The following is a 17,143-nucleotide window of genomic DNA, read 5'->3' on the forward strand; positions in this document are numbered from 1 at the left end:
CTTAACGGCGATGATTGGCACAAGAAAGCGACACTGTTCGATCACAATTCCTGCATTGATGGCCAAATCAAATCCATCCGCTGTAGAGGTCAGCCCATGTCGAGCAGATAGTGCATCACCGCAACTCGATGGGCGACCCCAACTCCATCGGAGCAATCGGGACCGATCAAAGCATCCGGAACCCGATGAATACGAGTGATCGGCCTGATTTCATAGGCCGTTCCTTCGGGAGCACCGCCGCCTCGACTGCGGTCCCAGATCCCATTGGGGTCCCCCTTGTAATGCCCCACCACCTGCGAAAGGTGTGCGTAGAAATTCAGCCCCATTCGACATAAGACGATCGCCAAACAGGCATCAAAATCTTCGGAGGACAAAACATTGACGCCATCGCGAACAGCACGTTCGTCGACACCGAGAACCATGTCTTCAAGGGCTGTTTCACCCGTCAATTGCCAGCAACGGATGGTGACGGCTTCGTGTTGGCTCACTTTCTACGCGTGAGGTCTCCAAAATCATCGTCGTTTGGCTGAAGAAATTGCCAAACGACAGGAACTGTGATGATGACTGTTAAGCCGATGGTGACCCAGATCGCTGTTGCGTAGTCACCCATGTCCATGCATCAAATCCATCAGACCATAACCACTTCGATCTACGAGAGCTGATCGGAGAGTCAGGCCTGACGTTGACGGTGGAACCGACACTTCTTAGCTTTGCCGCACCCACTTCAGCCGAATGCGCGGATTTCTGACGGCTGGATTCCTGCTTTGCACGCTTCTCCCTGCAGGGCAAGCAGCTGTTTTCACCGTCAAACCCGGCACGTCGTTTTATTCCAAACCTCAAGCCAAGCAAGAGCTTCTGCTGCAGCTGCCGGAAGTACGTGTTCATGTTCCACCGAAGAAAGACGCCGCTGGCTTCTGCCAGTTCAAGCTGATCTACAAAATTGCTGACCGTGACAACCCCGAGCTGCCATCAACTGGCTGGGCCCGGTGTGTCTCTACCGACAAGCTTGTCCCGAACTGACCGCAAGTGATTCAGCTTCAGCGATCGATCCCAATGCTGTTCGCAGCACTTATCGCCGCATGTGCCATCGCACCAGAGGCAGCCAAGGCCGCTGAGCTTGATCAGACGGTTTGCAGGAATGGCACCAGAGAAGCTGTCTGTAGCGTCAAGCTCGACGACAACAGCCTTGAACTGAAGCTTGAACCCGATCTCATGCTGCAAGCAAAGCGCCTGGGGCGCTGGCGGATGAGCCACCAAGACGGGATCACAACCCGCAGCTGCAATGCACGCATCGATCTCGGAAGCGAAGTTGTCTATGGGGTTTTACGGATCAGCTCAAGCACAGGGACCAGCCTGATCTGGCCCCAGCAGAAACTTGAAATCCCGGATTTGCACTTCAGCTCAACCCACTCCATGCCGAGGGAGTCACACTTGGACACTCCCTCGGCACAGCCTGGTCATCCTTAATCCGCTCGCTGAGACCACACTCAGCTCGGGGGCGAGACACCCCTCACACGCGGACCAAAGGCTTCCGTTCAATCCGGGGGCCTTTTTATTGAACCCATGAAAGAGACCGGCGAGTCTCACCATGAAATAATTAAGCGATCCTTAAGGGGCGCTGCATGGGTTACTTCGCAAAGCAGCTGAGCGCGCAAGAGGTCAAGCAGGGATACGCACTGCTCAACCTGATGGAGCATCTGGATCGCGAAATGGACCTCCTCAACCAACAGCGAATCCGCGTCGGAGCATCATCCGAGGAGGGCCAACGGCTCACCCAGATCAAACAGAGTCATCTGCGCAAAATACAGAGCTGCATCAGCGAACTCAACACCAGTGGCTTCAACGACTGGTTGCTGCACCAGCAGCCTGCATAATCCTTGAATGGGCCTGAGAACTCTTGGGTGAGAACAACCCCTTGACGCTTTCGGTTGTCTACCACCCGCGCTACTCCGCTCCGCTGCCGAGCACCCATCGCTTTCCGATGGCGAAGTTCCGGCTGCTGCATCAACTTCTGCTGGAGCAGGGGGTGATCCAGGCCAACCAGGTCCATCGGCCCTTGAGCATCGCCCGCAAGGATCTGGAACATGTGCATCCCCGCGGTTATCACGAAGCCTTCAGCCGCGACCGCCTGCCCCATCCGGCGCAACGCCGCATTGGGCTCCCTGCCACACGCCCGTTGGTGCAACGCACCTGGCTCGCCGTGGGCGGAACCTTGTTAACGGCACGCCTGGCTCTACAGCGAGGCCTGGCGTGTCATCTCGCTGGCGGCACCCACCATGCCCACCCCGACTTCGGGAGCGGATTCTGCATTTTTAACGACTGTGCTGTCGCCGCACGGGTGTTGCTGACAACAGGGGAGGTGCAGCGGATTTTGATCATTGATCTCGACGTGCACCAGGGCGATGGTTCAGCAGCCTGTTTTCAACACGACCCCAGGGTGACCACCCTCTCGGTGCACGCCGGCAGCAATTTCCCCTTGCGCAAAGTGCAGGGGGATATCGACATTGCCCTCGCCGATCACACCAGCGATGACGACTATCTCGCCGCCATTGCCGATCGATTGCCAGACGCCTTGGACAACACCGAGCCGGAACTGGTTCTCTTCAACGCCGGCGTCGATCCCCACCGCGATGATCGGCTCGGCCGACTTGCACTCAGCGATGCGGGATTAATGATGCGGGATCGACTCGTGCTCGATGCCTGTCTGCGCCGCAGAATTCCAACCGCGACCGTGATCGGTGGTGGTTATGACGCCCTCACCCCGCTGGTGCAGCGCCACGCCATCGTTGTGCGTGCCGCTGCCGAGCAAGCTCGCTTGTTCGATCTGCCATGACTGAGGCCTTGCCCCCCTGGAGACCTCTGCTTCGCGCTGCCTTGCAGCGGGAGGGGCGCTCCGTTAGCGCCCGCTGGGTGCAACTGGCCACGAACGGGCGCGATCGAACGCCCCGGGTGCGGACGTTGGTGTTCCGAGGCTGGTCCGGTGTGGACCAGCTGGAACTATTCACTGATCAACGCAGCGAGAAAGGGAAAGAACTCTCCAACGATGGAGCAGCAGAACTGTGCTGGCTGTTCCCCAAAGCCCGCCAGCAGTTCAGGCTTCGCGGCATGGTGCAGCTGATCACACCTGCCGAACAAGCTGAACTCTGTCAGCAGCGCTGGCAACAGCTCTCCGATACAGGGCGTGCTGTCTGGGGCTGGCCCACACCGGCCGATCCACTGGATCCCTCAGCAACTTTCCCCGAGCAACTCAGTGAAACGTCACCGCTACCAAACCATTTCGTGGTGCTGCGGTTGCAGATAGAGACCGTCGAGCGGCTCCACCTGGGAGCTCATCCCCATGAACGCACGCGTTGGAGCGCGACAACGCACTGGCAGGAGCAATCGCTAAACCCCTAATCACCACCAACGATCGACGCGACCAACAGAAGGGCGGCCCGGTTTACTAGGTACTGTCACCACCGATAACCGCTGCAGATCACGTCGGTAATCAAAACGGCAGAAGCCGACGCCTGTGCCGGAACAGGCGGAGAGACTTTTGAGTGCAACAGACGACCAGCGCCGCTCTTCCGGCGTTGGCATTTGTTCAGGGGCAGGACGCCAACCATCGGCGATCAGATGGCGGTTCGCCTCGAGGATGGTCTGTCTGGCACTGAGCTGGGGCTCAGGCTTGGCAAGCACCGACCCTCCCATCAACCAGGGGAGCAAAAGCGATAGGAGAACACAACGTCCCATGCAGGGCCTCATCCCTCTCTGCCATAGCCATGGATTCATCGGCTGACCACAGGATCAGGCGACTCAGGCCACACCCTCTGGGACAAGCAGATACTCCGCATAACGGATCGTTAATCCCAGCTGACCGTCCCAGGCCACGGCGTAACTCCAATGGCCTTCACCGCGCATTCCGGTGGAAGATGGCCCCGGCTCGACCCAAAGAAGGGGCTCATCAGCAATCACACCGCAACGGCCGCTGGCCTTGTTGCACACACGATCACCCACATGAAAACAAGGCATCGGCGTCAACGCCTGCCCCTGTTGATGTTGTGAATGATCAGGCTCATTTCCACGTGTAGCAGCAGGCTCAGCTTCCTCCAGCAAATCAATCACCGGGGGCAACCAGTTGGGGTCAGGCAGAGCACCCTGCAGGAGGTGGCCAATGGCCCGACCACGTCCGACGCCGTAAAAGGCGCAGTAGGTGTCGAGCCGTTGCAAGACATCAGGCTTCAACCAAACCTGCACCGGCTTGGCCTTGGGTTCCTTGCTGGCCTGAAAGCGACCACCAGAATCTCTGGACGTGGATCGGGAAGCTGCCATGAGATCAAGCGGTCAACCTGCAGTGAACTGAGCGAGAGGCTGGATGCTGAGGGCAATCACCAGACTCACCACCACGCCGATGGCGGCTTTCCAAAGATCACTACCAATGATCTTGGCGAGCGTGCCGCTTTCCTGGTTGGTGAACACGTACTCAAATTCCCTTTCCTTGCTCCTCAGGGCAATCTCTCGACCGCCGAGCAGCCCCAAAAACACCCAGGTGGTGCTCAAAGGGAACGTCGAAAGAAACGCTTTATAGAGCAGACAAAGGCCAAAAAAGAAGTCGATCACCGTGGCCGACCGAAGATCGGACGTGTTCGTCTTGGAGCGGAGCACAGCCTGTATAGGACCACCCCCGGTGGCTACCAGAACACATAGGCCCACGCAGAGCACCAGCGTGCAGATCAGCATGGGGAAGAACCCAAGCTGACGGGGCAGGAACACAAAGATATTGGCCAAGTCCTGCACCAACCACATGCTCCAAAGGAAACCGGTGGAGCACCACTGCAGTAGGTACCAGATTTTGCTGGGAACGTTGCCCTCCTCAGAGCAGCGGAACACCCAGCGCTCCAGCAACCACATGCCCAGGCCATAGGCGGTAAGGCCCACGGCGAAGGCGAGGACGTAGCCCGTTAGAGAACTGTTCAGCAGCTTGCCGATGTTGGCCGGCTGGAACGAGGACAACACCAAGAACGAAGTGCTCACCGGCGCCCCCCATTGGGTTAACGCCAGAACAGCGAGCGGGGGAAGGACATAAACCCAGGTAAAGGGTTCAGGCAAAGGGAACTCTTTGCCAGGAACACTGAGCCTTCCCCAGGCGGGATCACCATTGGACAGAACCCAGCCCAGCATCAACACCACGCTCGTTACCGAGCAGATGAAAAGCATCTGCACCGGCTTTGGCGTGCGTTTTTTGTTGGACGAGATGTAAGTGCCGAGGGTCTGAAGAGAGTCGTTCGCGACGATGGAGTACGCCGCCAGGAGGAAACCGACAATCATCCAGAGGCTGACGTCCATGAAACCGGTCAAGGTGCTGGATTGACTCCGTTGTAGTGCTCTGCCAAGGGAACGTCGGTGCTACAGACCACCCAGTCATCGGATGGCATCTGATCCGTCCGCTGCAATCTGCGCGTCGACGATGAATGTTGTGTGGTCGACGGCGATGCACCACCGGAGCGATTCGACCACGGAATTACGTTGACGGACAAATCCGTGCCTACCGATACACCACCGAATTTCTTAAGGGGCGAAGAGACTTGACACAAGCCAAAACCAAGGCGAATCCCAGCGCCTGGCAGGCATCACTGAAAGCAGCGATCAAAGGCTTGAAGCAACCAAAACGAGACGCAAAGAACAAAATCGCAGACGATAGGTCGACATTTTGTCGACAAATACAAAGACAAAAGTCTTCATTTAGAGAATCCATCCAATACAAAATAGGCCGGTCAGGAGCTCGACAAGCCCTTGCAATACTCTTGTAGCCCTTGAGATGTTTGACGCGAGACAGTCCATAGGTCTCATGACAACGAAGTGGATATCTGCACCGCAGCCTGAAAAAATACGGCTAAGAGGTTACCGACAAGACGAAATAATCCAGGAAAAGGATGATGTGGTTTCAGAAAGAATCAGACCAGGCGGACTTCCGGCCGAATCACGAAACAAAAAAATCCCCCCATCTCACTGAGATGAGGGGTACATCAGAAACGGCAGATCAATCAGGCACTGATCTTGGAATTCCCCATGTTGTCAAGCGCCTCAGAAACGCGCTTGAAGTTAAAGCCCATGCCGCGCAAGGCATGCCAAAAATGCCCCTGCAGGAAGAAGAATGCAAGGTAGAAGTGCGTATTGGCCAGCCAAGCCCGGGCTGAGTGGGCACCACCTTCAAGAGTAGTTGCGTCGCTGAAGTAGGGAGAGAAAGCGAAATTCAATTTCAATGGATCGCCATACAGCTCAACGGGGTAAATTGTTGTGTTTTGTGCACACCAAATAGCGGTCACAAATCCCATCAGAGCTATACCTGCAAGCGAGTAAGACAAAATCGACTCGCCGTTGTAGATCAAGACCTTTTTGAATGGACCGAAAGGGCTGGAGATGATATGCCAAACACCACCAATCGTGAGAATGAAGGCCAAAACAGCATGGCCACCCATCACGTCCTCAAGACTACTGATGGAAAGAAAATTAGCCTGATAACCCCACACCATGCCGAGGTCAATGTTTGGCTCCACCCGTCGAACAGCTCCGATGGCGCTGTCGTAAATTCCATGGCGCTTTGCCCATTCAACGAAGGCGATGACTCCTAGGCCAAGAAAAATCAGGTGATGACCCAGGATGAAAGTGAGCTTTTTGCCATCACTCCATTCAAAATGAAACTTTTGGGCGCGGCCCTCAGCTTCTGAAAGGTCTTTGGGAGCTCGAAGCGTATGCCAGATTCCAGCTGCTCCAAGTACAGCAGATGAAACCAGATGGAATGCTGCGATCGCGATGAGGGGTTGCTGGTCAATGATTACAGCACCTTCTCCTACGCCGAAGCCAAGGCCGGCGAGATGTGGAATCAAAATCAGCCCTTGTTCTCCCATTGGCAGTGTTCCGTCATAACGGGCCAACTCAAACAAGGTGAAGGCACCAGCCCAAAACATGATCAAGCCTGCATGGGCTGCATGGGCTGCAATAAAAGAGCCGCTGCGTTTAGCCACGCCTGAGTTTCCAGCCCACCAGTCATAACTGACTGATGAACTTCCATAAGACTGCATTTTCAAAAAAATGTGGCATTCGCAACTTAAGAATTGGCCCGACCCAATTCGCCTTATTTTTACATTACTTTTTAGGGGCAGATCTTATTTAACCAGCAAAAGAATCATTTGCACAAATTAAACCTTGACCGCATCAATGGAGACAGCAGGAAAGACTAATTGTAGCAAGCAGTGGATCAATCAAGAACATGCTGGATCGTGCTAGCTGCAAAAATCCACCGGCATCCACAACAAAGCACAAAAGCAATTGAGAGCATTCGAAGTATCAAATGAATGCGCAGGCATAGAAGAACAGTCTTTAGATTTCGCCTGAGCCTGCAGGGGTTTTGCAGGCTCAGGCGAGCCATGGTTCATCCACCCATGGCTTGTCTTTTAAATACAGAATAAAAAAGAGATCTACCCCTCGAAATTATTGACGAGGAGTAAATCACTTATGTTTTTGCCGAACCCCGTCCAAGGGCGACCTAACTATTATCAAGACTTGACAGCACAGGCACGTAATTAACGCATCAAGATCATGTTAAATCTAAAACGTTGATCGAGTCAATTGATCGAAAGGAAGAGCGACACCTTTAGTGATGCCCATCCAGAAGGCAATGCATATGCGATGACTTCGAACCATCCTTACCACCAGATTGAAGAATATGGGCAATTCCACCAACGTTCATATCAAAGCCAAAAAGAGGCGTCAAAACAATGGAACAATATTTTGACTATTGTTTTTTACTCCTGAGACCTAGCAAACCATCAGCATTACGAATTACTGGTGGAGTGTGGATTATAGGGATCATTCCAAACGGTGGGACGCAACACTCGACGCCGCTCAATAACGCATCGAACTGTGGTCTGATGGGCTTGTGCAATAGCATCAATAAGACCAATCGGCCATTCAGTTCCACAACGCATCTCTGCTTCTAAAACTGATGCATCAAGGTTGGTGAGACGAGTTGTCTTACGGGACATCAGAGAGCAGGGCCAGAGTGGGAAAGACTCATGCAGGCGAGTGATTAGCGCAAAAAGCAACCCAATCAGCACCGACATTAATACTGTTTTTAGTGCACGTCTGACTGACCCTTAAACCTGGAGGGGAAAAGGGTCAGACGACGCCAATGAATTCGACAGCAGCGAATCCATTGCAGGAACAGCTCCGGCTGGAATGAACTGTTCAAACAAATATTGGCTGGCTCCCTGGAAAGATGTGCTTCCAATGCCGCTACAGCGAGATTCCTTTGAGCAATGACAACGTGACCAATGCAACCCCAGACTGAGGGATCAACTCTCTCGATCTTCCATGAAACAGTGGTGGTGGAGTGGCAAGGCTTGAGAACGGTGTGACAAACCACAAGTGGGTTCTCAGGCTGGTTCCCCTGGAATCCACAAGTCATTCTCGGCTAGCTCCTAAACATGAAGCCTGACTGGCTGGTCTGCCAAGAACAGGATTGACGAGTCAGTGCCAAGCCGAAGCAACAACAGTTCCCTCACAATGCGCTTCAGTGACTGCCATTAGCTTCACCCAACCATATCCACCGATGCCGCAATCCCTTTTGGGTTGAGTCAAAATCAGTCAATCTTGAGTCTTTGCGATTCATTTTCAAGCCGCTCTTTCACCAACTCCGCAAAATCACAATAGCTTATATCTTCTGTCTCTTTATCTCTCATGATCTCCTGAGCCTCCTGCATTAAATAGTCATAGGTAGTCTTATCAGTGGTTCGGTTTGCCAAGTCAATGATATGGGCAAATGCTTCGATGTTTGTCATGACTAGAATGCAGTTGCCTAGAAATTAGCCTGATTGCTGCTCAAGGGTCGTCTTAAATTCTACCAATGGCCAATCGTATTGATACGCAAAAATATTCAAACACCTAAGAGCTGATCAATTAATAATTCGCCAATCATTGACAATGAGCATTGCCATGGTATTCACTTAGAACCAAGAGAGAAGAGGCACGCTGGCATGAATCGAATCCACTATCCCCTCATCGCCAATTGTGCTCATAGGAGCTCATCGCGACACCTAGGCAAAGATACATCAGGAAGATAAAACTGCCTATAAGAGTGCATCTTCCTGTCTCACATTAGAGCTTTTGAACAATTCAATTACTCCAAAACCAGCACAAATAAACTCTTGCTCTTATTACTTGATTTCACGATGCAATGTCATTCTGTTGAGCTGCGGGCAGAATTTCATAAGCTCAAGCCTATCGGGAGTATTTCTCCGGTTTTTTGTGGTCGTATAACGGGATACACCTGGCGAGCGTTTTTCGGAAGTTGCAGCTGTTCTGCACTCTGTACATTCAAGAGTGACAACAATTCGAACACCTTTGCTCTTAGCCATGAAAATAAAATTGCAATCAAAACAAAATTGGCTGGACTGACTCTCCATCGCTCATGAAGAAGAGTCAGCTGTAACCCCAGCTTGATGACCCGGATAAGTCATCGAATTGAAGGTGCCTCGCGAGAACCTTCAAATTTCATCTTGCCTCCTGCTCACGCAGGCGTTGCATAAAAATGAGAAGTTGGCATCACTCAAATGAAACCAGGTCTCGTTTCAAAGCTGCCGAAGACAAATGCGGTAACGCTGGACTGACTCTCCATCGCTCATGAAGAAGAGTCAGTTCTGCTCCAGCGCCCGATGGCTCGCCAGAATCATCGGGTGAAGAGGCGCCGTCAAGCTGCCCTTCAAAGCAACGATGACCTTGAAAAGTGGCAATTACCGTTCCGATGAAGCAGTGACTTTGACCAAATGAGACGGGAGCAAGTTGCAAGACGACTCATCAGGGTGAGATAACGCTGGACCGACTCCCCCTACGACGAAGAAGTCAGTTGGTGTACCAGCGCCCGATGACACGATCAATCATCGATTTGGATGCTTCTCCAAGCGTCCACTACGAATATCTCTCAGTGAAATGTTCGATGGCGTTCCGATGAGTCAACGACATTGTTCAAATGAGCCAAAGCCCTGTGACGATGAATTCAATACGTCTGCTGGTTTCAAGAAGCAGTCTGTATTGCTCAACAATCTCACTGAAAACCGAGTTGACCTATCAAGAGTCGATTTTTGATTAAGGCCGCAAAAAGTCAGTTCACCACCTTCAGAGTGCGAATTCCCGAGGCCTTAACCCAACTTGCGAGTGCATCGATGTCAGCCCTCTTTGGAATGCAGATGCACCCTGTGCCGGGGTAACAGCGGTGGATTCCCAGAGCACTGCGAGTGGTGTCGAAGCGAGGGGTCAGGTCAAACCAAAGATCGTTACCCCAAGGTTCGGGACGTCCCAAGCTGTACTCGCCGGCGGGTAAGGGGGCAGCATTACCGGGACTCCAGCGGCGATCAGCGGTTTGGCGCCCGGCAACACCACTGGCTGCTGGCCAACTGGCCAGGAGTCGAGAGCCTCGATGCAGCTCAACCTTCCAGATGCGGTTGCCGTCAGGGAACCGCTCAGCAGTTCGGCGGGTACTGAGCTGCAGTGCCCCTCCCTGCAGCAAGGCTGTCGTGGGCCCCTGTTGCCCCAGTAGATCAGGAGCCGCCACAGCAACGGAGCCCACAAGCACCAAAGGCAGCAGGAGTGCGTGGCGCAGCATCACGATCGGCATGAACAGTCCACCCACTTTGGGGCTGCCACGATGACCTGCAGCAGACCAGTCATTGGTGGACGTTCTCGATCTGTTTCCACGCTCCATCCTTCGGGGCACCCTGCCGGACCCTTTGCTCCAGCAGCTGATTGATCTAAGCGAAAGCGTTCTCGCCAATCCTGATTCCAGCCCCGATGCATCAGCGAAGCTGGCCGGTCAACTGCGTCAGCAACGCGAACTGCGGCCGGACCAACCCGGCGTGCAGGACCTCAGCAACAACTACCTGCTGCCTGCCTGTGATCGCTGGATCCGCCATGTGATGGACCGTCAGCCTCCCCAAGGTCGCGGCCCCTGGGTTCCCGGTCGATACCGCTTGCAGATGATTGATCTCTGGCTCAATTGCCAGACCGCAGGCGACTACAACCCCACCCACACCCATGGCGGCAGCTTTTCCGGGGTGATCTTTCTAAAGGTGCCACCCCAGATCAATGCCAATAGTTTTGATGGCCAACTGTGCTTCCACGGTCCGGAAGACTGGCATCTGCAATCGTTCCGCACCGGAATGGCGCACTACGTGCTGCCCGTCCCCGGAGAGTTCTATGTGTTCCCGGCCTGGCAACCCCATTCGGTGATGCCCTTCCGTGGTGAAGGGGAGCGCTGGTCCCTCGCTTTCAATGCCATGGCAGCACCTGGTGCTGCACCAACCGCAATGCAACAGCCCGCCCAGCAGCACCCCCTTGGCAACGTCTCCCTCTCGAGTCAGCGCCCCACCGCCAAGGGATTCTGAGAAGAGCTGCCAGAGTCAACTGGTTGCATCTGTTCAGGATTCATGGGTCAAACAGAGCCACTCGAGCAGGCCAAAGCGATCGCATCGGCGTTGGAGCAGTTGGCCGATCAGTTGCGCCCTGAAGTGATTCGCTCAGCGAGGCTGGATCAAGAGGGACGTCGGGATCTCGACCGGATCGAGTATGCCCTGGGCACCATTGGCAAGGCCTTGATCCTGACGGACTATTCCATCGACGAAGAAAAAGACATCGACAAGCTCAAGGCCTTCCGCGCATCCCAGAAAGGGATGGGCTGACGTCAGACCAACGCAGCACTTGATGCTGAAGATCTCCATCAGACGTCAGGTCGAGAAGCCTCCCGCCTGGATCACCAGCTCGGTCGAGGGGACAATCCTGCACTGCCTTGAAACTGCAAAGCGTGGAAGGGCAGCCCAGAAGTGTCACATCAGGGCGCGTCGCCCAGTGGCCTAGCCAATGCTGATGAATATGGCCAAACAAAACCGCCCGCAGAGCGAGATGGGGACGCAACACAGCCTCAAGAGAATCTTGATCAAGCAACCGGATCGCATCCATGCCGTCATCACCGATGGCGATCGGAGGATGATGAAGAGCAACCACAAGGGGCAGATCACGGCGCTCTGAATGCTGCAAACGCCGTTCCAGCCACTGGAGCTGAGCCAAGCCGAGCTGACCGGCTGCAGAAGAAACCTTGTGGCTGTTCAGCAGTACCAAGCGCACTCCTCTAACCACAAAATCAGCGGGGCCTGTCACGCACGCCCTCCCCAAAACCGCATCCAGCAACAGCGGGTGATCGTGGTTACCGGGCACCAGAGCAACCTTGCAGCGCACGTGGTTGGTCAGAGCTGTTCGCAGCCGGACATAACCACCCCAGCTTTCGTCCTGGCACAGATCACCCGTGACCAGAACCAGATCGGGGTCCATGGCGCAGCCAACCCGCAGAGCTTGCTCCAGGTGTGCGAGGGCCAGCCTTCCCCGCACCAAACCCTGATCAGCTCCCACCAGGTGTGGATCACTCAGTTGGAGAATTCGCATCGTCCTCAGGAATGGACTGCCAGCCGCTGCTCCAGCGATTTGAATCTTTGAGCTCGCTCCAGAGCACCCGTTCCCGATGGGATGGCTTCAGGACAGCGGCCAATTCCACCCAGCGCTGATCACCGCTCCCACCCTGCGTGATCAACTCGAAATGGCGATAACCGGCAACCGGGCTCTGGCTGGTCCAGGCCCGCGCAGGACGCCAAACCATCAGCTGGCGACGAACACCTGGCTGATGGTGCTCTCAATCACATGCCCTGAAGCCTCGATCATGTCGGTGTTGTCGGCAATGAATTGCTCCATCACACCGGGAGAGGCTTGCATCACGGCGCAGACCTTGGTGGGGTCCTCCTTGCTGACTCCCCGGTAGAGGGAAGTAATACCAGCGATTTTCTGAAGCGGCAGAGATGCGTCATAGGTGGCGACCCATTCAGCAAATGACTTAGTGATCGTGAAGGTGAGGACGTGGGTTTCCATCGACCAGAACGACATCGCTGGCGGACGTTATCACCAGAATTCGTCTTGCTTCTCGGCAACCGAGGGGATTAGATCACGACAATGAAATAGAGGCGAGACGGCACTCTCATTAAGGACTACTATTGAGAACAAGCGAGGAGAAGCTGTGACATCGTCCTCCGCGCCTGCCTCAACTGACACAACTTTGCAGCGGGGCCTGCATCAGGACGGGCGTCGACTCACCCCGCAGCGCAAACGTGTTCTTGAACTGTTTGAACACTGTGGATCCGGTTGCCACCTCAGTGCCGAAGAGGTGCACCAGCAGCTGGCGGCACTCGACATGAAGGTGTCCCTGGCCACGGTGTATCGCACCCTGCGCCTCCTGGCCGACATGGGATTGCTCCAAGAACTGGAACTCAGTGAGGGTGGACGACGCTTCGAGCTGGCCGTCGAAGATCATCGTCAACATCACCATGTGGTCTGCATCCGCTGCGGACGGACAGAAGAATTTGAAAGCGAATCCGTTCTTGCAGCAGGGGCTGCTGCCGCAGAACATGTTGGCTTTCAACTCATTGAATCCAGCCTGAATGTGCGCGCGATCTGCCCCAAGTGCCAGGGATAAGCGCCTAACAGCTGATCATTAAGCGCGAAATTCCCTGTCGTAGAGATCTGTCACAAGGAGGTCAATGAGCTGCACGGAAACAAGCTCTTTTTCGCGCCTCAAGGTGTTCAACAAGACTTGAACCTGGCGGTGATGCATCAACGACACCTCACCCATCTCCAGCCATCGGGCACTGAGTAGGGATTGAAGACGCTCACGTGGAGACGATGACATCGGGTACGCCCCTCTTTCTCACACTGAAGCCAGCAGAACGACCTCTGAGAAGGTGCCTGCAACAGAAGTCTTCCGAAGCTTTTGTGAAGCGAACCCTTGGAGACCTTCCTGTGGAGGCCTTACTGAGGGTGCTCGTTACAAGGCATCCAGTAGCGATCGCCCATGCGGTGCACTCCTTTGCAGCCCAACTTGCGTGCCTGCTCCTCCGCCTCCTCTCGACTTGGATAAGCCAGATAGCGCGGGTTGGTCGTGGAGCGAATCTGAATCAAGCCCATGCTCATCGGGCCGGCTGTGATCACCCCCATGGTGTTGACACCCACCGCCACCAATCCCATCCCAACGATGGCTGCATTGATCACGCCCATCGCCACCACACCGATCGAGACCACCCCCATCGGCACCACCCCAATGCAGATGACCCCCATCGGCACGATGCCGATGGAGATGGTGCCCAGAGGAGCTACCCCGATCGCAATTCGCTTCGGCTTGCTGCCGCAGTGCCCACCTTCACTCATGAATCAGTGCGCTCCATGGTGATCCGCCTCACCGTGCTTGTCGCAGACCATCCACATCTCACCCATCTGATGCGCACCCTTGCAACCAAATCCCGGGGCAGCCGCTTCGGCTTCAGCTTTGGAGCTGAACATCGCCTGTTTGGGTTGGCCATGCGCCTCAGCCATGGCTCCCGTCGCAGACATCAGAAGAACAACAGCAGAGGAAAAAATGCGATTCAGCGGCATGGCCTCGACACATATCTCCCCACTATGCCCATGAAGAGAGAATCAGCCCTGAAGTGCTCCACCACAACTTGACCCTGCGCCAGCGGTACAGCCGAAACAATGCTGAGCCGTGTGGATCGACTGATCCGCAGGAACGGTTGAGAGGCGCATCAGATCACGAAGGTGACGGAGCTCCCCGGAACAGGGGAGTCCGAGCTGCTGGTTGAAATCGCAGTCATAAAGATGGCCTTGCCAGTCCACACTGATCAGCTGGCGGCACATCACAGACTCCAGATTTTCGGGGTTGTGCGCTTCCTCCAGAAGGGCTTGATATGACTGCAATTCGCTGTTGAGTTCCAATTGCCTGGCGAAGCGTTGGATGGGCATATTGGCCAGCGTCAGTAGACGATCAAACCGGATCCCCAACCCAGCCAATGCGGTCTTGTAATCAGCCTCCAAGGCCTGCTGGGGGGGAGGCAAAACCGGGCCAAGGGGGTTGTAAACGAGATCCAGCTGCCGGTTGGGATCGCCCGTTCCGTAGCCCAGAGCATTGAGCTGTCGTAGGCCGCTGATGCTGCGTTCAAACACGCCATCACCTCTTTGGCGATCGACATTCTCAGCGCTGTAACAGGGCAAGGAGGCTGTGATGCAAACACCCTGATCCGCCAGGAATTCAGCCAGGTCCTCCTGATCCGGTTCACTCAGGATTGTGAGATTGCAGCGGTCAATCACCGCGGTTCCGCGTGATCGTGCCTGCCGAACCAAATCACGAAAGCCCGGATGCAGCTCCGGTGCTCCCCCCGTGAGATCGAGGCAGGCGATCCCATGGCGCTCAAGAATCTGAGGAATCAACGCCAGAAGATCCGCAGCCATCATCTCGGTGCGGGTCGGCCCAGCATTCACATGGCAATGGGCGCAGCTTTGGTTGCAGCGGTACCCAAGATTGACCTGCAACGTTGTGAGCAGTCCGCGCTTCAGTGGCGGGAAAACCCTCTCAACGACAGTCACCGGCACCTAACAGATAAAGCCGATTCTTCCAGACAGCAGATCGGAGTGGAGTGGGTTCTTGTCGACACAATCAACGGGTCTTCTCTTGATCAGCTGCGTTCACCGACGGAGGCGAACATTCCACTGCGGTGATACTGATGGTCGAACTTGAGGCCGGTAACCGCATCAGTACAGATAGGTGCTGAAGCCGGCAAATCAATCGTGCAGTGGGGGATCTGAGCTTCCATCACCGCATGAATCGACAAGGCGGCGATCGGAAGGGCGGTACCGCTGAGGACAGCGAGAACAGCGACGGTTTTGGCAAACATGAGAACTGGGTTGGTGCTGAAGCAACCCTCCTCAATTCAGCGCTGATTCCCGATGACACCGGTCAAGCGCGGTTGTGATTTAGCGCACAGGGTCCGCAGAGCGCCGCGCGGAAAGCTGGCGGAACCAGGCGATGTATTGGTCCGGACCGTCGGGCATCAGCACGTCAATCCGCAGGGAATCCTCTGGATCGGTGATTCCTTGCAAGCTCCCATCGGCGTGGCTGGGCCGATCCACTTCGCCATGGCTGCTGTCGACGAGAACAACGCGGTTGGGTTGACCAGACCAGGCCCCGAGGTCCTGCAACAGGTTGAGGAAGCCTCGATCACTGCCGCCTCGCAGCCACCCCGCGCCATCAGCTGATGCCGTGGAGGTAACGGTGTCGCCCACCCCCACCAACAACGGCATCCGTTCCGCGGGGATCCGCTCCTTCACCAAGGCCAACAGCGCATCGGGTGCGTGGGGAGCCGTTCTCACGTTGAAGGCATCACCCAAGGGGGATTCACCCCAACGGCGCTTGATGTGCTGATTGAGCAGCACCAAAAGGCCAGCCTCCTTGATGGAACCTGTGAGCATGAATTGAATGTCGGTGGTTCCGACATCCCCGAAAGCAGCGGGTTTGATCCGTTCATCCCCTTGTGCATCGCGGCCCAGGTTGGGAGCCACATGCAAAAAGAAAGACCCCTCCAACCCCTGATCTGCAGCTTCGGCAAGCAACTGATGCATCAGCTCAGACAGCATCGTCTGAAGAGCCTGCTGACAAGTCACATCACCGGGGACAAAAGCAAAAATCCCATTGAGATTGATCGTCGGTGAGACCTGGGTGTCCAACACGGCAGCTTTGGCAACCTGAGCCAGATCGTCACCATGCAGCTGCGGAAGCAGGGCCGGCAGCCGCTCCATCAGCAAGGCTTCCATCCTGCTGGGGGCTTGAGCAAGGAAGGTCATTTCCTCCTGCGAGACGCCGGGATGGCTCAGGTCGCCAAAGCGATCCTGCAACTGCACCCCTCCAGCCGCCAGACCCGGCAGATAACGGCCCTCACGTTTGGGTAAATCGGGATCCGCCAGGGCCTGTTCCACGAGACGGTTCACCCCGCGACGGCCCTCATGTTCACCATTGGTCAACACAGCGAATTGGCCATCCAGGGCAGCGACTGCTTCCACATAGGCAGGATCCATGCACCGTGTCAGTGGATCCTTGACGAGTTGCATGCAGACGCCATCGAGGTCCTGCACGATCAACAGGTCTTCAGCACCTGTGAGCTCTTGCAGGAACTGGTCGGGCGTCAGACGGGGCATGGAGATTCAGAGATGTCGCTTCAGACGAATGCACAACAGTGCAATTTCTTCG

Annotated in this window: 26 protein-coding genes; 8 read left to right on the forward strand and 18 right to left on the reverse strand. The window is 55.3% G+C overall.

What is annotated here, in order from left to right; genetic code table 11:
• Positions 1–89: 89 nt before the first annotated feature.
• Positions 90–488, reverse strand: coding sequence for a hypothetical protein (locus FZX13_RS04680; protein ID WP_226398124.1), 399 nt, complete (start codon positions 486–488; stop codon positions 90–92).
• Positions 485–610, reverse strand: a complete 126-nt coding sequence (locus FZX13_RS12905) for a hypothetical protein (protein WP_255617931.1) — start codon at positions 608–610, stop codon at positions 485–487. The genes FZX13_RS04680 and FZX13_RS12905 overlap by 4 nt, the downstream gene beginning before the upstream one ends.
• A 122-nt stretch (positions 611–732) precedes the next feature.
• Between FZX13_RS12905 and FZX13_RS04685 the strand changes: the two genes are divergently transcribed.
• From FZX13_RS04685 to FZX13_RS04705, 5 genes are all read left to right on the forward strand, one after another.
• Complete coding sequence (locus FZX13_RS04685; RefSeq protein ID WP_115025161.1) at positions 733–1,020, forward strand: hypothetical protein; 288 nt, start codon at positions 733–735, stop codon at positions 1,018–1,020.
• A 6-nt stretch (positions 1,021–1,026) separates the two neighbouring features.
• Positions 1,027–1,467 carry a hypothetical protein gene (locus FZX13_RS04690; RefSeq protein ID WP_226407744.1) on the forward strand — a complete coding sequence of 147 codons (441 nt, stop codon included), beginning with the start codon at positions 1,027–1,029 and terminating at the stop codon, positions 1,465–1,467.
• 155 nt (positions 1,468–1,622) lie between these two features.
• Entirely contained in the window at positions 1,623–1,874 is a 252-nt protein-coding gene (locus FZX13_RS04695) for a hypothetical protein (RefSeq protein ID WP_115093540.1), read from the forward strand.
• 41 nt (positions 1,875–1,915) lie between these two features.
• Entirely contained in the window at positions 1,916–2,833 is a 918-nt protein-coding gene (locus tag FZX13_RS04700; protein WP_226407746.1) for a histone deacetylase, read from the forward strand.
• Positions 2,830–3,396, forward strand: coding sequence for a pyridoxamine 5'-phosphate oxidase family protein (locus tag FZX13_RS04705; RefSeq protein ID WP_226407748.1), 567 nt, complete (start codon positions 2,830–2,832; stop codon positions 3,394–3,396). The genes FZX13_RS04700 and FZX13_RS04705 overlap by 4 nt, the downstream gene beginning before the upstream one ends.
• Here FZX13_RS04705 and FZX13_RS04710 read toward each other — a convergent pair whose 3' ends face one another.
• The 7 genes from FZX13_RS04710 to FZX13_RS04740 all read right to left on the reverse strand — a co-directional run bounded on the left by FZX13_RS04710 (position 3,397) and on the right by FZX13_RS04740 (position 10,666).
• The gene (locus FZX13_RS04710; RefSeq protein ID WP_115025165.1) at positions 3,397–3,732 is read right to left on the reverse strand and encodes a hypothetical protein; all 336 of its coding nucleotides are present in this window, start codon (positions 3,730–3,732) and stop codon (positions 3,397–3,399) included.
• Between the two features lie 63 nt (positions 3,733–3,795).
• Entirely contained in the window at positions 3,796–4,311 is a 516-nt protein-coding gene (locus FZX13_RS04715; protein ID WP_226407750.1) for a hypothetical protein, read from the reverse strand.
• Between the two features lie 12 nt (positions 4,312–4,323).
• On the reverse strand, positions 4,324–5,325 hold the full coding sequence (locus FZX13_RS04720) for a hypothetical protein (RefSeq protein ID WP_226407761.1): 1,002 nt from the start codon (positions 5,323–5,325) through the stop codon (positions 4,324–4,326).
• 698 nt (positions 5,326–6,023) lie between these two features.
• Positions 6,024–7,061: a chlorophyll a/b binding light-harvesting protein gene (locus FZX13_RS04725; protein ID WP_226408251.1), complete on the reverse strand. Its 1,038-nt coding sequence runs from the start codon at positions 7,059–7,061 to the stop codon at positions 6,024–6,026.
• Positions 7,062–8,621: 1,560 nt separating this feature from the next.
• Complete coding sequence (locus FZX13_RS04730; protein WP_115093525.1) at positions 8,622–8,819, reverse strand: hypothetical protein; 198 nt, start codon at positions 8,817–8,819, stop codon at positions 8,622–8,624.
• Between the two features lie 375 nt (positions 8,820–9,194).
• Positions 9,195–9,395: a 50S ribosomal protein L33 gene (rpmG, locus tag FZX13_RS04735; RefSeq protein WP_115025170.1), complete on the reverse strand. Its 201-nt coding sequence runs from the start codon at positions 9,393–9,395 to the stop codon at positions 9,195–9,197.
• Positions 9,396–10,138: 743 nt separating this feature from the next.
• Complete coding sequence (locus FZX13_RS04740; protein WP_370630776.1) at positions 10,139–10,666, reverse strand: hypothetical protein; 528 nt, start codon at positions 10,664–10,666, stop codon at positions 10,139–10,141.
• 40 nt (positions 10,667–10,706) lie between these two features.
• On the opposite strand from FZX13_RS04740, the gene FZX13_RS04745 reads away from it, so the two are divergent.
• Both FZX13_RS04745 and FZX13_RS04750 read left to right on the forward strand, forming a co-directional pair.
• A complete protein-coding gene (locus FZX13_RS04745) occupies positions 10,707–11,417 on the forward strand; it encodes a putative 2OG-Fe(II) oxygenase (RefSeq protein WP_115093571.1) in 711 nt (236 codons plus the stop codon).
• 42 nt (positions 11,418–11,459) lie between these two features.
• Positions 11,460–11,711 (forward strand): hypothetical protein, encoded by a 252-nt coding sequence (locus tag FZX13_RS04750; protein ID WP_166017161.1) that lies wholly within the window; start codon positions 11,460–11,462, stop codon positions 11,709–11,711.
• On the opposite strand, the gene FZX13_RS04755 is transcribed toward FZX13_RS04750, so the two are convergent.
• From FZX13_RS04755 to FZX13_RS04765, 3 genes are read right to left on the reverse strand one after another with little or no spacing between them, the layout of a single operon-like run.
• Complete coding sequence (locus FZX13_RS04755; protein ID WP_226407763.1) at positions 11,674–12,468, reverse strand: metallophosphoesterase; 795 nt, start codon at positions 12,466–12,468, stop codon at positions 11,674–11,676. The genes FZX13_RS04750 and FZX13_RS04755 overlap by 38 nt on opposite strands.
• Complete coding sequence (locus FZX13_RS04760; protein ID WP_166017163.1) at positions 12,446–12,679, reverse strand: TIGR02450 family Trp-rich protein; 234 nt, start codon at positions 12,677–12,679, stop codon at positions 12,446–12,448. The genes FZX13_RS04755 and FZX13_RS04760 overlap by 23 nt, the downstream gene beginning before the upstream one ends.
• Positions 12,679–12,945, reverse strand: a complete 267-nt coding sequence (locus tag FZX13_RS04765) for a DUF3764 family protein (RefSeq protein WP_115025365.1) — start codon at positions 12,943–12,945, stop codon at positions 12,679–12,681. Before FZX13_RS04765 ends, FZX13_RS04760 begins: the two co-directional genes overlap by 1 nt.
• A gap of 145 nt (positions 12,946–13,090) precedes the next feature.
• Between FZX13_RS04765 and FZX13_RS04770 the strand changes: the two genes are divergently transcribed.
• On the forward strand, positions 13,091–13,546 hold the full coding sequence (locus tag FZX13_RS04770) for a Fur family transcriptional regulator (RefSeq protein ID WP_226398135.1): 456 nt from the start codon (positions 13,091–13,093) through the stop codon (positions 13,544–13,546).
• Positions 13,547–13,564: 18 nt separating this feature from the next.
• Here FZX13_RS04770 and FZX13_RS04775 read toward each other — a convergent pair whose 3' ends face one another.
• The 6 genes from FZX13_RS04775 to stpA form a co-directional block, all read right to left on the reverse strand.
• A complete protein-coding gene (locus FZX13_RS04775) occupies positions 13,565–13,759 on the reverse strand; it encodes a hypothetical protein (protein ID WP_115025175.1) in 195 nt (64 codons plus the stop codon).
• 119 nt (positions 13,760–13,878) lie between these two features.
• Positions 13,879–14,274, reverse strand: a complete 396-nt coding sequence (locus tag FZX13_RS04780; RefSeq protein WP_115025176.1) for a hypothetical protein — start codon at positions 14,272–14,274, stop codon at positions 13,879–13,881.
• A 3-nt stretch (positions 14,275–14,277) separates the two neighbouring features.
• Positions 14,278–14,499 carry a DUF3721 domain-containing protein gene (locus FZX13_RS04785; protein WP_226407765.1) on the reverse strand — a complete coding sequence of 74 codons (222 nt, stop codon included), beginning with the start codon at positions 14,497–14,499 and terminating at the stop codon, positions 14,278–14,280.
• A 42-nt stretch (positions 14,500–14,541) separates the two neighbouring features.
• Entirely contained in the window at positions 14,542–15,486 is a 945-nt protein-coding gene (gene arsS, locus FZX13_RS04790; protein ID WP_226398136.1) for an arsenosugar biosynthesis radical SAM (seleno)protein ArsS, read from the reverse strand.
• A gap of 89 nt (positions 15,487–15,575) precedes the next feature.
• On the reverse strand, positions 15,576–15,794 hold the full coding sequence (locus FZX13_RS04795; protein ID WP_226407767.1) for a hypothetical protein: 219 nt from the start codon (positions 15,792–15,794) through the stop codon (positions 15,576–15,578).
• A 79-nt stretch (positions 15,795–15,873) separates the two neighbouring features.
• On the reverse strand, positions 15,874–17,091 hold the full coding sequence (gene stpA / locus FZX13_RS04800; protein ID WP_226407769.1) for a glucosylglycerol 3-phosphatase: 1,218 nt from the start codon (positions 17,089–17,091) through the stop codon (positions 15,874–15,876).
• Between the last annotated feature and the right edge of the window lie 52 nt (positions 17,092–17,143).

The sequence above is a fragment of the Synechococcus sp. MU1625 genome (genome assembly GCF_020514205.1).
Taxonomy (GTDB): Bacteria; Cyanobacteriota; Cyanobacteriia; order PCC-6307; family Cyanobiaceae; genus Parasynechococcus.

Excerpts from the sequence above, each read along its gene's own strand:
- FZX13_RS12905 (WP_255617931.1), bottom strand. The coding sequence starts at position 610 with ATGGGTGACTACGCAACAGCGATCTGGGTCACCATCGGCTTAACAGTC.
- FZX13_RS04685 (WP_115025161.1), top strand. The coding sequence starts at position 733 with ATGCGCGGATTTCTGACGGCTGGATTCCTGCTTTGCACGCTTCTCCCT.
- FZX13_RS04695 (WP_115093540.1), top strand. The coding sequence starts at position 1,623 with ATGGGTTACTTCGCAAAGCAGCTGAGCGCGCAAGAGGTCAAGCAGGGA.
- FZX13_RS04705 (WP_226407748.1), top strand. The coding sequence starts at position 2,830 with ATGACTGAGGCCTTGCCCCCCTGGAGACCTCTGCTTCGCGCTGCCTTG.
- FZX13_RS04710 (WP_115025165.1), bottom strand. The coding sequence starts at position 3,732 with ATGGGACGTTGTGTTCTCCTATCGCTTTTGCTCCCCTGGTTGATGGGA.
- FZX13_RS04715 (WP_226407750.1), bottom strand. The coding sequence starts at position 4,311 with ATGGCAGCTTCCCGATCCACGTCCAGAGATTCTGGTGGTCGCTTTCAG.
- FZX13_RS04720 (WP_226407761.1), bottom strand. The coding sequence starts at position 5,325 with ATGGACGTCAGCCTCTGGATGATTGTCGGTTTCCTCCTGGCGGCGTAC.
- FZX13_RS04725 (WP_226408251.1), bottom strand. The coding sequence starts at position 7,061 with ATGCAGTCTTATGGAAGTTCATCAGTCAGTTATGACTGGTGGGCTGGA.
- FZX13_RS04730 (WP_115093525.1), bottom strand. The coding sequence starts at position 8,819 with ATGACAAACATCGAAGCATTTGCCCATATCATTGACTTGGCAAACCGA.
- rpmG (WP_115025170.1), bottom strand. The coding sequence starts at position 9,395 with ATGGCTAAGAGCAAAGGTGTTCGAATTGTTGTCACTCTTGAATGTACA.
- FZX13_RS04750 (WP_166017161.1), top strand. The coding sequence starts at position 11,460 with ATGGGTCAAACAGAGCCACTCGAGCAGGCCAAAGCGATCGCATCGGCG.
- FZX13_RS04755 (WP_226407763.1), bottom strand. The coding sequence starts at position 12,468 with ATGCGAATTCTCCAACTGAGTGATCCACACCTGGTGGGAGCTGATCAG.
- FZX13_RS04760 (WP_166017163.1), bottom strand. The coding sequence starts at position 12,679 with ATGGTTTGGCGTCCTGCGCGGGCCTGGACCAGCCAGAGCCCGGTTGCC.
- FZX13_RS04765 (WP_115025365.1), bottom strand. The coding sequence starts at position 12,945 with ATGGAAACCCACGTCCTCACCTTCACGATCACTAAGTCATTTGCTGAA.
- FZX13_RS04775 (WP_115025175.1), bottom strand. The coding sequence starts at position 13,759 with ATGTCATCGTCTCCACGTGAGCGTCTTCAATCCCTACTCAGTGCCCGA.
- FZX13_RS04780 (WP_115025176.1), bottom strand. The coding sequence starts at position 14,274 with ATGAGTGAAGGTGGGCACTGCGGCAGCAAGCCGAAGCGAATTGCGATC.
- FZX13_RS04785 (WP_226407765.1), bottom strand. The coding sequence starts at position 14,499 with ATGCCGCTGAATCGCATTTTTTCCTCTGCTGTTGTTCTTCTGATGTCT.
- FZX13_RS04795 (WP_226407767.1), bottom strand. The coding sequence starts at position 15,794 with ATGTTTGCCAAAACCGTCGCTGTTCTCGCTGTCCTCAGCGGTACCGCC.
- stpA (WP_226407769.1), bottom strand. The coding sequence starts at position 17,091 with ATGCCCCGTCTGACGCCCGACCAGTTCCTGCAAGAGCTCACAGGTGCT.